General features: G+C 61.2%; 16 protein-coding genes. 10 read left to right on the top strand and 6 right to left on the bottom strand.

The window, feature by feature from the left end; all coding sequences use genetic code 11:
* Window positions 1–11: 11 nt before the first annotated feature.
* From BLT00_RS29270 to BLT00_RS29245, 6 genes are all read right to left on the bottom strand, one after another.
* Window positions 12–1,505 carry an RNA polymerase factor sigma-54 gene (locus tag BLT00_RS29270; protein ID WP_063322914.1) on the bottom strand — a complete coding sequence of 498 codons (1,494 nt, stop codon included), beginning with the start codon at window positions 1,503–1,505 and terminating at the stop codon, window positions 12–14.
* A 164-nt stretch (window positions 1,506–1,669) separates the two neighbouring features.
* The gene (gene lptB, locus BLT00_RS29265) at window positions 1,670–2,395 is read right to left on the bottom strand and encodes an LPS export ABC transporter ATP-binding protein (RefSeq protein ID WP_063322913.1); all 726 of its coding nucleotides are present in this window, start codon (window positions 2,393–2,395) and stop codon (window positions 1,670–1,672) included.
* Window positions 2,395–2,946, bottom strand: a complete 552-nt coding sequence (gene lptA, locus BLT00_RS29260; RefSeq protein WP_063322912.1) for a lipopolysaccharide transport periplasmic protein LptA — start codon at window positions 2,944–2,946, stop codon at window positions 2,395–2,397. The genes lptB and lptA overlap by 1 nt, the downstream gene beginning before the upstream one ends.
* The gene (lptC, locus tag BLT00_RS29255) at window positions 2,933–3,502 is read right to left on the bottom strand and encodes an LPS export ABC transporter periplasmic protein LptC (protein WP_063322911.1); all 570 of its coding nucleotides are present in this window, start codon (window positions 3,500–3,502) and stop codon (window positions 2,933–2,935) included. The genes lptA and lptC overlap by 14 nt, the downstream gene beginning before the upstream one ends.
* 7 nt (window positions 3,503–3,509) lie before the next feature.
* Window positions 3,510–4,034 (bottom strand): KdsC family phosphatase, encoded by a 525-nt coding sequence (locus BLT00_RS29250; protein ID WP_063322910.1) that lies wholly within the window; start codon window positions 4,032–4,034, stop codon window positions 3,510–3,512.
* Entirely contained in the window at window positions 4,035–5,009 is a 975-nt protein-coding gene (locus BLT00_RS29245; protein WP_063322909.1) for a KpsF/GutQ family sugar-phosphate isomerase, read from the bottom strand.
* Between the two features lie 274 nt (window positions 5,010–5,283).
* Here BLT00_RS29245 and BLT00_RS29240 point away from each other — a divergent pair, with 274 nt between their 5' ends.
* From BLT00_RS29240 to hisC, 10 genes are all read left to right on the top strand, one after another.
* Window positions 5,284–6,093, top strand: coding sequence for an ATP-binding cassette domain-containing protein (locus tag BLT00_RS29240; protein WP_072346979.1), 810 nt, complete (start codon window positions 5,284–5,286; stop codon window positions 6,091–6,093).
* Window positions 6,093–6,890 (top strand): lipid asymmetry maintenance ABC transporter permease subunit MlaE, encoded by a 798-nt coding sequence (gene mlaE, locus BLT00_RS29235; RefSeq protein ID WP_046063856.1) that lies wholly within the window; start codon window positions 6,093–6,095, stop codon window positions 6,888–6,890. Before BLT00_RS29240 ends, mlaE begins: the two co-directional genes overlap by 1 nt.
* On the top strand, window positions 6,890–7,357 hold the full coding sequence (gene mlaD, locus BLT00_RS29230) for an outer membrane lipid asymmetry maintenance protein MlaD (protein ID WP_003178020.1): 468 nt from the start codon (window positions 6,890–6,892) through the stop codon (window positions 7,355–7,357). Before mlaE ends, mlaD begins: the two co-directional genes overlap by 1 nt.
* A gap of 11 nt (window positions 7,358–7,368) precedes the next feature.
* Complete coding sequence (locus BLT00_RS29225) at window positions 7,369–8,022, top strand: MlaC/ttg2D family ABC transporter substrate-binding protein (protein ID WP_063322906.1); 654 nt, start codon at window positions 7,369–7,371, stop codon at window positions 8,020–8,022.
* Window positions 8,023–8,030: 8 nt separating this feature from the next.
* Entirely contained in the window at window positions 8,031–8,336 is a 306-nt protein-coding gene (locus tag BLT00_RS29220; RefSeq protein WP_063325164.1) for an STAS domain-containing protein, read from the top strand.
* A 223-nt stretch (window positions 8,337–8,559) separates the two neighbouring features.
* A complete protein-coding gene (locus tag BLT00_RS29215; protein ID WP_007953556.1) occupies window positions 8,560–8,799 on the top strand; it encodes a BolA family protein in 240 nt (79 codons plus the stop codon).
* Between the two features lie 22 nt (window positions 8,800–8,821).
* A complete protein-coding gene (gene murA / locus BLT00_RS29210) occupies window positions 8,822–10,087 on the top strand; it encodes a UDP-N-acetylglucosamine 1-carboxyvinyltransferase (protein ID WP_003197868.1) in 1,266 nt (421 codons plus the stop codon).
* 127 nt (window positions 10,088–10,214) lie between these two features.
* Window positions 10,215–10,850 (top strand): ATP phosphoribosyltransferase, encoded by a 636-nt coding sequence (gene hisG / locus BLT00_RS29205; RefSeq protein WP_003197870.1) that lies wholly within the window; start codon window positions 10,215–10,217, stop codon window positions 10,848–10,850.
* A 123-nt stretch (window positions 10,851–10,973) separates the two neighbouring features.
* Complete coding sequence (gene hisD / locus BLT00_RS29200) at window positions 10,974–12,311, top strand: histidinol dehydrogenase (protein ID WP_063322905.1); 1,338 nt, start codon at window positions 10,974–10,976, stop codon at window positions 12,309–12,311.
* A gap of 1 nt (window position 12,312) precedes the next feature.
* Window positions 12,313–13,365, top strand: a complete 1,053-nt coding sequence (gene hisC, locus BLT00_RS29195) for a histidinol-phosphate transaminase (RefSeq protein WP_063322904.1) — start codon at window positions 12,313–12,315, stop codon at window positions 13,363–13,365.
* Window positions 13,366–13,404 lie beyond the last annotated feature (39 nt).

The following is a 13,404-nucleotide window of genomic DNA, read 5'->3' as shown; positions in this document are numbered from 1 at the left end:
GGCGTGGCCTGTTACATCAACCGCTTGCGTTCGCTCGAAGGCGCGATCCCGAGGGATTCGCGGTATTTGGCGACGGTGCGGCGGGCCACCTGAATGCCTTGTGCCTCCAGTAAACCAGCGATCTTGCTGTCACTCAACGGCTTTTTCTGATTTTCCGCGGCCACCAGTTTTTTGATGATCGCGCGGATGGCCGTGGACGAGCATTCGCCGCCTTCGGAGGTGCTGACGTGGCTGGAGAAAAAGTATTTCAATTCATAGATACCCCGAGGGGTATGCATGAATTTCTGGGTGGTTACCCGGGAAATCGTCGACTCGTGCATGCCCACTGCCTCGGCAATGTCATGCAGGACCAACGGTTTCATTGCTTCATCGCCGTACTCCAGGAAGCCGCGCTGATGCTCGACGATCTGGGTGGCAACTTTCATCAGGGTTTCGTTGCGGCTTTGCAGGCTCTTGATGAACCAGCGCGCTTCCTGCAACTGGTTGCGCATGAAGGTGTTGTCGGCACTGGTGTCGGCACGCTTCACAAAGCCGGCGTACTGGGCGTTGACCCGCAGCTTGGGCACCGACTCCTGGTTGAGCTCCACCAGCCAGCGATCATTGTGCTTGCGCACGATCACGTCGGGGACTACATATTCGGGTTCGGTGGATTCGATCTGCGAGCCGGGGCGCGGGTTGAGGCTCTGCACCAGTTCGATGACCTGGCGCAGCTCATCTTCCTTGAGCTTCATGCGACGCATCAGTTGGCTGTAGTCGCGGCCGCCCAACAGGTCGATGTAATCGGTGACCAGCCGCTTGGCTTCGGCCAGCCACGGTGTCTTGGCGGACAACTGGCGCAGTTGCAGCAACAGGCACTCGCCCAGGTTGCGGGCGCCGATGCCGGCCGGTTCGAACTGCTGGATGCGATGAAGGACGGCTTCGATCTCGTCCAGCTCGATGTCGAGCTCGGGGTCGAAGGCTTCCAGGATTTCTTCGAGGGTCTCGTCCAGGTAGCCCTGGTTGTTGATGCAATCGATCAGGGTCACGGCGATCAGGCGATCGGTGTCGGACATCGGCGCCAGGTTCAACTGCCACAGCAGGTGGCTTTGCAGGCTTTCGCCCGCAGAGGTGCGGGTGGTGAAGTCCCACTCGTCGTCATCGCTGCTTGGCAGGCTGCTGGCGCTGGTCTGGTAGACGTCTTCCCAGGCCGTGTCCACGGGCAGTTCGTTGGGGATGCGTTCGTTCCATTCGCCGTCCTCGAGGTTGTCCACCGTCGGGGCGGTTTCCTGGTAGGTCGGTTCCGGGATTTCGGTGTTGGTCTTCTGCTCGACGTTGTCGGCCAGCGGATCGGTGTTGTCGAAGTCGTCGCCTTCTTCCTGGCGTTCGAGCATCGGATTGGACTCCAGGGCCTCCTGGATTTCCTGCTGCAGGTCCAGGGTCGACAATTGGAGCAGGCGGATGGCCTGTTGCAGCTGCGGTGTCATCGTCAGCTGCTGGCCCATTCTCAAGACTAGCGATGGTTTCATGGCAGGGGCTTAACACCTTATTAGCCGGCGCACATGCGCCATCCACTACAGGGCGCCGAAGCGCCAAACTTAAGCAAATTATATGCCTGAAACTGAAGTGTTTGCCTAGAGCGTCGCCACAATAAAATTAAACGACGCTCGGACAATTCGCCAGACACTTGTGATTACAGGCGGAACTCATGGCCCAGATACACTTCCTTGACCAGCTCATTGGCCAGGATGGCTGCGGAGTCGCCTTCGGCGATCAGTTGGCCATCGTTGACAATGTAGGCGGTTTCACAGATATCCAGCGTCTCGCGCACGTTGTGGTCAGTGATCAGCACGCCGATCCCCTTGGCCTTGAGGTGATGGATGATCTGCTTGATATCACCTACCGAGATCGGGTCCACGCCAGCGAACGGTTCGTCGAGCAGGATGAACTTCGGTGCGGTGGCCAGGGCGCGGGCAATTTCCGCGCGACGCCGCTCACCGCCGGACAGGCTCATGCCCAGGTTGTCGCGAATATGGCTGATGTGGAATTCCTGCAGCAGGCTTTCCAGCTCCTGGCGACGGCCGGCCTTGTCGAGTTCCTTGCGGGTCTCGAGGATCGCCATGATGTTGTCGGCAACCGACAGTTTGCGGAAGATCGATGCTTCTTGCGGCAAATAGCCGATACCTGCCTTCGCCCGGCCGTGCATCGGCTGGTGGCTGACATCCACGTCGTCGATCAATACGCGACCCTGATCGGCCTGGACCAGGCCGACGATCATGTAGAAGCAGGTGGTCTTGCCCGCGCCGTTGGGGCCGAGCAGGCCGACGATCTGGCCGCTGTCGATGGACAGGCTGACATCACGCACGACTTGACGGCTCTTGTAGCTCTTGGCCAGGTGCTGAGCTTTCAGAGTTGCCATTACTGGGCCTTCTGCTCGTCGGTTTTCTTTTTCGGTTGGATCACCATGTCGATCCGCGGACGCGACTCGGTCACCTTGCTGCCGGTGGCGCGACCGGCGCTGGCGAGTTTCTTGTTGGTGTCGTAGACGATTTTCTCGCCTTGGGTCACGTTGTTGTCCTTGTCAACGACCTTGGCGCGGTCGATCAGGACGACGCGATCCTGGGAGGCGTGGTACTGGATGGTTACCCCGTAGCCCTGCACAGGCTTGGTATCGCCTGCGGTTTGCAACTGCTCGAAATAGGCCAGGTTGCCCACCGAGGTCACCACGTCGATGTCGCCGGACTGGGTGCGGGTGATGGTCACGGTATTGCCGGTGACCTTCATCGAGCCCTGGGTGATGATCACGTCGCCTTTATAGGTGGCCACGCCATTCTTGTCGTCGAGCTGGGCGTCGTCGGCCTGGATGCGGATAGGCTGGTTGCGGTCGTCGGGAAGAGCCCAGGCGCTCGCGCTTCCCAGTGCTGCTGCGCCCAGACTGAGCAAAATAGGGAGGGTTTTAGCGAGCTTCATACTGTCCTCTTACGTTCGATAGCAGGTGTATCCTGCTTTCCTTCAAATACGCTTTCATTCCCGTGCCGGTCGATACACCCCCGGCGCCGTCGATTCTAACGGGTTGCTCGGTCTGCGCATATTCTTGCTGTGGGAACACGGTCATGCGCGTGCTGGTGATGATAGTCGTACGGTTTTTCTCGTCGGTTCGGGCGATGCGCACCGAGTCGATCAGTTCCACTTCGGTGCCGCCGGAATTGACTTCGGCATGCTCGCTCTGCACATGCCACGGAAACTCGGTGCCGCGGAACATGTTCAGGTCGGGCTTGGTGACCAGCGTAATGTCAGTGGCCTTTACGTGGTCGACCTTGTCGGACGTCATCTCGTACTGCACTTTGCCGTCGGGCAGGTACTGCAGGGTATGCGTGTTGGTCGCGTACCAGTCGATCTTTTCCTCGATCTGGGCCGCAGGCCGGTCGAGAAACCGTTCGGGGCTGATGTTCCAGTAGCCCACCGCAGCAAAAATCGCCGCGATACAGCCGAACACCACGATGGTGCGAATCTTCTTGCTCAGCATAAATGGCTCACAGGTACGCGGCGTTGGCCGCTTCGAGGTGGCCCTGGGCGCGCAGGATCAGTTCACAGAATTCGCGGGCCGCACCTTCGCCGCCTCGCGCCGTGGTGACGCCGTGGGCGTGCTCGCGGACGAAGCTGGCCGCATTGGCGACCGCCATGCCCAGGCCGACCCGGCGAATCACCGGCAGGTCTGGCAGGTCGTCACCGAGGTAGGCCACCTGTTCATAGCTTAGGTTGAGTTGACCCAGAAGCTCGTCCAGCACCACCAGTTTGTCTTCGCGCCCCTGGTAAAGGTGCGGGATGCCGAGGTTCTTCGCGCGCCGCTCGACCACTGGGGTCTTGCGGCCGCTGATGATAGCGGTCTGCACGCCGGCGGCCATCAACATCTTGATGCCTTGGCCGTCGAGGGTGTTGAACGTCTTGAACTCGCTGCCGTCTTCAAGGAAGTACAGGCGACCGTCGGTCAGCACGCCGTCCACATCGAAAACCGCCAGCTTGATGGCTTGGCCGCGTTGCAACAGGTCTGTGTTCATTTACATGACTCCCGCACGCAGCAAATCGTGCATGTTCAGGGCGCCCACCGGACGGTCTTCGTCGTCGACGACCACCAGGGCGCTGATCTTGTGGTCTTCCATGATCTTCAGGGCCTCGGCGGCGAGCATCTCGGCGCGGGCGGTCTTGCCGTGGGGCGTCATGACTTGCTCGATGGTCGCACTGTGGATGTCGATGGTGCGGTCCAGGGTGCGGCGCAGGTCGCCGTCGGTGAAGATCCCGGCGAGCTTGCCGTCGGTCTCCAGGACCACCGTCATGCCCAGCCCTTTGCGGGTCATTTCCATGAGGGCGTCCTTGAGCAGCGTGCCGCGCAGCACTTGTGGCAAATCCTGGCCAGCGTGCATCACGTTTTCGACTTTCAGCAGCAGGCGACGGCCGAGGGCGCCACCGGGATGGGAAAAGGCGAAATCTTCCGCGGTGAAGCCCCGGGCTTCCAGCAGCGCCACGGCCAGGGCGTCGCCCATGACCAGGGCCGCGGTGGTGGAGGAGGTCGGTGCCAGGTTCAGCGGGCAGGCTTCGTGTTCGACATGAACATTGAGGTTGACTTCGGCGGCCTTGGCCAGCGGCGAGCCCGGGTTGCCGGTCATGCTGATCAACTGGATGCCCAGGCGCTTGATCAGCGGCAGCAGCGTTATGATCTCATTGGTGGAGCCGGAGTTGGACAGGGCCAGGATGACGTCGTCCCGGGTGATCATGCCCATGTCTCCGTGGCTGGCTTCGGCCGGATGGACAAAAAAGGCCGTGGTGCCGGTGCTGGCGAGGGTGGCGGCGATCTTGTTGCCGATGTGCCCGGACTTGCCCATGCCGACCACGACCACCCGGCCTTTGCTGGCCAGAATCATCTCGCAGGCGCGTACGAAATTAGCGTCGATATGGGGCAGCAAGCCTTGCACGGCTTCGAGCTCGAGGCGGATGGTACGTTGTGCCGATTGAATCAGGTCGCTGGATTGGCTCATGTCAGAAATCGTATAGCCCGATGAAAAGGCGGCGATTATAGCGGCAATGAACAATTCCCTCACGTAAGTTCGTCATGCTTTGTTCGGGAGGCCGCAAGGTTCGACATAAAATGTGGCTTTTAACCTTAAGCCAGGCTTAACAGGCGGGGCGTTGGCCTTGGGCGCTTGGCCGTTGCAGTGATATAGTTCGCCGCCGGTTCGCATGCCCGGCGGTACCGGCGCTTGTCGGCTGCCCAGGGCATTCGAATGTGAGGCTGCATCGCAAGGAGTTTAGATGAGTGCCGACAACGCCTACGCGGTCGAGCTGAAGGGACTGTCCTTCAAGCGAGGGACGCGCAGCATTTTCAATGACATCGATATTCGCATTCCGCGCGGCAAGGTCACCGGCATCATGGGGCCTTCCGGGTGTGGCAAGACCACGCTGTTGCGGCTGATCGGGGCACAACTGCGCCCCAGCGCCGGCGAAGTCTGGGTCAATGGTCAGAATCTTCCCCAGTTGTCTCGCAGCGACCTGTTCGATGCGCGCAAGCACATGGGCGTGCTGTTCCAGAGTGGCGCGCTGTTTACCGATCTCGATGTGTTCGAGAACGTGGCGTTCCCGTTGCGGGTCCATACCGAGCTGCCGGAAGAGATGATCCGCGACATCGTCCTGCTCAAGTTGCAGGCCGTCGGGCTGCGGGGCGCCCTCGACCTGATGCCCGACGAGCTGTCCGGCGGCATGAAGCGGCGGGTCGCGCTGGCGCGGGCGATTGCCCTCGATCCGAAGATCCTCATGTACGACGAACCCTTCGTCGGGCAGGACCCGATCGCCATGGGTGTGCTCGTGCGCCTGATCCGCCTGCTCAACGATGCGCTGGGCATCACCAGCATCGTGGTCTCCCACGACCTGGCCGAAACCGCGAGCATTGCCGACTATATCTATGTGGTTGGCGATAGCCAGGTGCTGGGGCAGGGCACGCCTCAGGAACTGGCGGATTCTGACAATCCGCGCATTCGCCAATTCATGAAGGGTGATCCGGACGGGCCGGTGGCGTTCCATTTTCCGGCCACGGATTACCGTACCGATCTGCTGGGGAAGCGCTGATGCGCAAGAAATCACTGTTGGAAAGAATTCGCCTGTTTGGTCGCTCGGGTATCGACGTGGTGGCGGTACTGGGCCGCTCCTCGCTGTTCCTGATGCACGCCTTGCTCGGTCGCAACTCGACGGGCGGCGGTTTTGGCCTGCTGGTCAAGCAGTTGCACTCGGTGGGCGTGATGTCCCTGGTGATCATCGTGGTCTCCGGGATCTTCATCGGCATGGTGCTGGCGCTGCAAGGCTTCAGCATTTTGTCCAGCTACGGTTCGGAGCAGGCGGTCGGGCAGATGGTTGCGTTGACGCTGCTGCGTGAGCTCGGCCCCGTGGTAACGGCGCTACTGTTCGCCGGGCGTGCCGGTTCGGCGCTGACGGCCGAAATCGGTAACATGAAGTCCACCGAGCAGTTGTCCAGCCTGGAAATGATTGGTGTCGACCCGCTCAAGTACATCATTGCCCCGCGCCTGTGGGCCGGTTTCATTTCCCTGCCGGTGCTGGCGATGATTTTCAGCGTCGTGGGGATCTGGGGCGGCTCGTGGGTGGCTGTCGACTGGCTTGGGGTCTATGAGGGTTCCTACTGGTCGAACATGCAAAACAGCGTCGACTTCCTCGACGATGTCCTCAATGGCGTGATCAAAAGTGCCGTATTCGCTTTCGTCGTGACCTGGATCGCCGTGTTTCAAGGCTATGACTGTGAGCCCACGTCAGAGGGGATCAGCCGTGCCACAACCAAGACCGTGGTGTACGCCTCGTTGGCGGTCCTGGGCCTCGACTTTATTCTGACCGCCTTGATGTTTGGAGATTTCTGATGCAAAACCGCACCCTGGAAATCGGTGTCGGCCTTTTCTTGCTGGCTGGCATCCTGGCTTTGCTGTTGCTGGCCCTGCGGGTCAGTGGACTGGCGCCGACGGCAAGCACCGATACTTATAAACTTTATGCCAACTTTGACAATATCGCCGGTTTGACGGTCAGAGCAAAGGTGACCATGGCCGGTGTCACTATCGGCAAGGTCACGGCAATCGATCTGAATCGCGAGGATTTCACCGGTCGGGTGACGCTGCAGTTGGAAAAGCGCGTGGATAACCTGCCGACTGATTCCACTGCATCTATCCTCACGGCTGGGCTGCTGGGTGAGAAGTACATTGGCATCAGCGTGGGTGGGGAAGACACCGTGCTCAAGGACGGTGGTGTCATCCACGACACGCAGTCGTCCCTGGTGCTCGAGGACCTGATCGGTAAATTCCTGCTCAATACCGTTAGCAAAGACGCCAAATGAGGAGCTTTTGAATGATCTCTATCTTGCGACGTGGCCTGTTGGTGCTGCTTGCCGCGCTGCCGTTGATGGCTAACGCCGTGGCTGCGCCTTCGGCCCATGACATCATCCAGGACACGACGACCCGGCTGTTGGCGGACCTTTCCGCCAACAAAGAGAAGTACAAGCAGGACCCGAGTGCGTTCTATGACGCGCTGAACGGCATCGTCGGCCCCGTTGTGGACGCCGACGGCATCTCCAGGAGCATCATGACCGTCAAGTACTCGCGCAAGGCGAGTCCGGCACAGATGACTCGTTTCCAGGAGAACTTCAAGCGCAGCCTGATGCAGTTCTATGGCAACGCCTTGCTTGAGTACAACAACCAGGGCATCACCGTTTCGCCGGCCAAGGACGAAAGTGGCACCCGCACCAGCGTCGACATGCAGGTCAAGGGTAACAACGGCGCGATCTACCCTGTCTCCTACACTCTCGAGAAAATCAACGACGAGTGGAAGGTGCGCAACGTGATCATCAATGGCATCAACATCGGCAAGCTGTTCCGCGATCAGTTCGCCGACGCGATGCAGCGCAATGGCAACGATCTGGACAAGACCATCAACGGTTGGGCCGGTGAGGTCGCCAAGGCCAAGGAAGTGGCCGAAGAAGCCGAAGAGAAGCAGGCGCAATGATCGAGTCGGTGAGTGAATCGGCCGTTCGTCTGGGTGAGGCTGGCGTGCTGATGCTCAGTGGCGTGCTGGATTACCGCACGGGCCCGGCCCTGCGCAAGGAGGGCCAGGCGCTGATCAAGTCCATCAGTGCCGCCGAGGTGGTCATTGACTGCTCGGCGGTGCAGAAGTCCAGCAGCGTCGGCCTGTCGCTGCTGCTGTGCTTCATGCGGGACGCCAAGGCTGCCGGCAAAACGTGGAGCATCCGTGGGATGCCCGAAGACATGCGCGAAATAGCCCAGGTCAGCGAACTGACCGAGTTGTTGGCGCACCCCTGACCCATTGTGGCGAGGGAGCTTGCTCCCGCTGGCCGCGCAGCGGCCCCTGCTTTTATTGGGACAGCTTTGCAGCCAGGCGGGAGCAAGCGCCCTCGCCATGATGATTCACGCAAGCAAGTGGCCAGCGTTACTCGTCAGAGTCCTGCTTCGCGGGGTTCGCAGGCGCGGGGCTTTTTTGTATGATGTGCGACCCGCGCGCACAGGGCGCCGATTGAGGTTGAGCATGCAGGCTGTAGAAGTAAAGAGCTTCCTAGAAGGAAAGCTGCCTGGTACGCAGGTGGAAGTCGAAGGCGAAGGCTGCAACTTCCAACTGAACGTGATCAGCGATGAACTGGCGGCGTTGAGCCCAGTGAAGCGTCAGCAGAGCATCTATGCCCATTTGAACCCATGGATCGCCGATGGCAGCATCCACGCGGTCACGATGAAATTTTTCAGCAGCGCGGCCTGGGCCGAGCGCACCTGAGCCCAAGGGCCTCGAGATTCTTATGGATAAACTGATTATTACCGGCGGCGTTCGTCTTGATGGCGAAATCCGTATTTCCGGGGCAAAGAACTCCGCCCTGCCGATCCTGGCCGCGACCCTGCTGTGCGATGGCCCGGTGACCGTGGCCAACCTGCCGCACCTGCACGACATCACCACGATGATCGAGCTGTTCGGCCGCATGGGCATCGAGCCGGTGATCGACGAGAAGCTCAGCGTCGAGATCGACCCGCGCACCATCAAGACCCTGGTCGCCCCGTACGAGCTGGTGAAGACCATGCGTGCGTCGATCCTGGTACTGGGCCCGATGGTCGCCCGTTTCGGTGAAGCCGAAGTCGCCTTGCCTGGCGGTTGCGCCATTGGCTCGCGCCCGGTGGACCTGCACATTCGCGGCCTGGAAGCCATGGGCGCGGTAATCGACGTCGAAGGCGGCTACATCAAGGCCAAGGCGCCGGAAGGCGGCTTGCGCGGCGCGCACTTCTTCTTCGATACCGTCAGTGTGACCGGGACCGAGAACATCATGATGGCCGCCGCACTGGCCAAGGGCCGTAGCGTGCTGCAAAACGCCGCACGCGAGCCTGAAGTGGTCGACCTGGCGAACTTCCTGATCGCCATGGGCGCCAAGATCAGCGGCGCTGGCACCGATACCATCACCATCGATGGCGTCGAGCGCCTGCATTCGGCCACCTACAAAGTGATGCCGGACCGGATCGAAACCGGCACCTACCTGGTGGCCGCTGCGGTCACCGGTGGCCGCGTCAAGGTCAAGGACACCGATCCGACCATCCTTGAAGCCGTCCTGGAGAAACTCAAGGAAGCCGGTGCCGAAGTCACCTGCGGCGAAGACTGGATCGAAGTGAACATGCACGGCAAGCGGCCAAAAGCCGTCAACGTGCGGACCGCTCCGTACCCGGCGTTCCCGACCGACATGCAGGCGCAGTTCATCTCCCTCAACGCCATTGCCGAAGGCACGGGTGCGGTGATCGAGACGATCTTCGAAAACCGTTTCATGCACGTCTACGAACTGCACCGCATGGGCGCCAAGATCCAGGTGGAAGGCAACACGGCCATCGTGACCGGCACCGAGAAGCTCAAGGGCGCGCCAGTGATGGCCACCGACCTGCGGGCCTCGGCCAGCCTGGTCATCTCGGCCCTGGTTGCCGAAGGCGATACCCTGATCGATCGCATCTACCACATCGACCGTGGTTATGAGTGCATCGAAGAGAAACTGCAGATGCTCGGCGCCAAGATCCGCCGCGTGCCGGGCTAGTTCCGGCTGCATGGGCGCAGGGACGCGTCCGTTGATTTCGTTTTATCGAGGGTGGTTGCACCCTCGATGTGTGTCTGGCGCCGCTTGCGACCGGGCATGAGTACCTTGATAAGGACTGACGTTTCCCATGTTGACCATCGCACTGTCCAAGGGCCGCATCCTTGACGACACCCTGCCGCTTCTGGCTGAAGCGGGCATCGTGCCGACCGAGAATCCGGACAAGAGCCGCAAGCTGATCATCCCCACGACCCAGGCCGACGTGCGCTTGCTGATCGTGCGTGCCACCGATGTGCCGACCTACGTGGAACATGGCGCCGCCGACCTGGGCGTTGCCGGCAAGGACGTGCTGATGGAATACGGCGGCCAGGGCCTGTACGAGCCCCTGGACCTGCAGATCGCCCGCTGCAAGCTGATGACCGCCGGTAAAGTCGGCGCGCCGGAGCCCAAGGGGCGTTTGCGCGTGGCGACCAAGTTCGTCAACATTGCCAAGCGTTATTACGCCGAGCAGGGCCGTCAGGTCGATATCATCAAGTTGTACGGTTCGATGGAACTGGCGCCACTGATCGGCCTGGCGGACAAGATCATCGACGTGGTCGACACGGGCAACACCCTGCGGGCCAATGGCCTGGAACCCCAGGATTTCATCGCCGACATCACCTCCCGGCTGATCGTCAACAAGGCTTCGATGAAAATGCAGCACGCCCGTATCCAGGCTCTGATCGATACCCTGCGCAAGGCAGTGGAATCGCGACACCGCGGCTGATTCACCTGCGCGACCTTGAGTCGCGCCCGTCTATCCGTGTCATAGCCAATTTTCTCAGGTGCCCACGCGAATGGACTGGTAGCTTAGGGCGCCTGAGCATTTGCCATTAATGAGGCCTTCGCTATGACCGCTCCCACTTCGATTCGCCGTCTCAACGCTGTCGACCCGGATTTCGCACATCATCTGGATCATCTGCTGAGCTGGGAAAGCGTGTCTGACGACTCGGTCAATCAGCGGGTGCTGGACATCATCAAGGCTGTGCGCGAGCGTGGCGATGCCGCCCTGGTGGAATTCACCCAGAAGTTCGACGGCCTGCAAGTGGCGTCCATGGCCGACCTGATCCTGCCGCGCGAGCGCCTGGAACTGGCCCTGACCCGGATCACCGTGCCCCAGCGCGAAGCCCTGGAAAAAGCCGCGTCGCGGGTGCGCGACTATCACGAAAGGCAGAAACAGGACTCCTGGAGCTACACCGAAGCCGACGGCACGGTGCTGGGCCAGAAGGTCACGCCGCTGGACCGCGCCGGCCTGTACGTGCCGGGTGGCAAGGCGTCCTATCCGTCCTCGGTGCTGATGAACGCGATCCCGGCCAAGGTCGCCGGCGTGACCGAAGTGGTCATGGTCGTCCCGACCCCGCGGGGTGAAATCAACGAGCTGGTGCTGGCCGCCGCTTGCATTGCCGGCGTGGACCGGGTGTTCACCATTGGCGGTGCCCAGGCCGTGGCTGCGCTGGCCTATGGCACCGAAAGCGTGCCGCGGGTCGACAAGGTGGTCGGGCCGGGCAACATCTATGTCGCCACCGCCAAGCGCCACGTGTTTGGCCAGGTCGGCATCGACATGATCGCCGGCCCTTCGGAAATCCTCGTGGTGTGCGATGGCCAGACCGATCCGGACTGGATCGCCATGGACCTGTTTTCCCAGGCCGAGCACGACGAAGACGCCCAGGCGATCCTGGTCAGCCCGGACGCCGAGTTCCTCGACAAGGTCGCCGCCAGCATCGACAAGCTGCTGCCGACCATGGACCGCGCCGAAATCATCAACACCTCGATCAACGGCCGTGGGGCGCTGATCCATGTCCGCGACATGGAGCAGGCCATCGAAGTCGCCAACCGTATCGCGCCGGAACACCTGGAGTTGTCGGTCGCCGACCCGCAGGCCTGGTTGCCGCAGATTCGTCACGCGGGTGCGATCTTCATGGGGCGCCACACCAGCGAGGCCCTGGGCGATTACTGCGCGGGCCCCAACCACGTGTTGCCGACCTCCGGTACCGCGCGCTTCTCGTCGCCGCTGGGGGTGTATGACTTCCAGAAACGTTCGTCGATCATCTTCTGCTCCGAGCAGGGTGCCTCCGAACTGGGCAAGACCGCTTCGGTGCTGGCCCGTGGCGAATCGCTGAGCGCCCACGCGCGCAGTGCCGAGTACCGCATTCTTGACGAGCCATCCATTGAAGGGCAGGGGAACTGAAATGAGTAAATTCTGGAGCCCGTTCGTCAAGAACCTGGTGCCCTACGTGCCGGGTGAACAGCCGAAGCTGACCCGGTTGGTCAAGCTCAACACCAACGAGAATCCCTACGGCCCATCGCCCAAGGCCCTGGCGGCGATGCAGACCGAGCTGAACGACAACCTGCGCCTGTATCCGGATCCCAACAGTGACCTGCTCAAAGGCGCCGTGGCCCGCTATTACGGCGTGCAGAGCAACCAGGTGTTCCTGGGTAATGGCTCGGATGAAGTGTTGGCGCACATTTTTCACGGCCTGTTGCAACATGACCAGCCGCTGTTGTTCCCCGACATCAGCTACAGCTTCTATCCAGTGTATTGCGGGCTGTACGGCATTCAGTTCGATGCGGTGCCGCTGGATGCGCAATTCCAGATCGACCCGGCAGACTACGCCAAACCCAATGGCGGGATCATTTTCCCCAACCCGAACGCGCCGACCGGCTGCCTGCTGGCGCTGGAAGCGGTCGAGCAGATCCTCAAGGCCAACCCGGATTCGGTGGTGGTGGTCGACGAGGCCTATATCGACTTCGGCGGCGAGACGGCCATCAGCCTGGTGGATCGCTATCCGAACCTGCTGGTGACCCAGACCTTGTCCAAGTCCCGCTCCCTGGCGGGGCTGCGCGTGGGCCTGGCGGTGGGTCATCCGGAGCTGATCGAAGCGCTGGAGCGGATCAAGAACAGCTTCAACTCCTACCCGCTGGATCGCCTGGCGAATGTCGGCGGCGCGGCGGCGTTCGATGATCGCGAGTATTTCGATCGGACTTGCCGGTTAGTCATCGAGCACCGTGAATGGGTCGTGGCCCAACTGCAAGCCAAGGGCTTTGAAGTGCTGCCCTCGGCGGCCAACTTCATCTTCGCCCGCCACCCTCGGCACGATGCGGCGGGCTTGGCGGCGAAACTGCGGGAACAGGGGGTGATCGTGCGGCACTTCAAGCAGGAGCGGATTGCCCAATTTCTGCGGATCAGCATCGGTACACCGGAGCAGAACCAGGCCCTGATCGAAGCCCTCGGCGAACTCTGAAACCCTGCAAATCCCCTGTGGGAGCAGGCTTGCCCGCGA

Source organism: Pseudomonas sp. NFACC51 (assembly GCF_900103575.1).
GTDB lineage: Bacteria > Pseudomonadota > Gammaproteobacteria > Pseudomonadales > Pseudomonadaceae > Aquipseudomonas > Aquipseudomonas fluorescens_Q.
The sequence above is the reverse complement of the archived record's forward strand: the minus strand, read 5'-3'. Positions and strand labels throughout refer to the sequence as shown.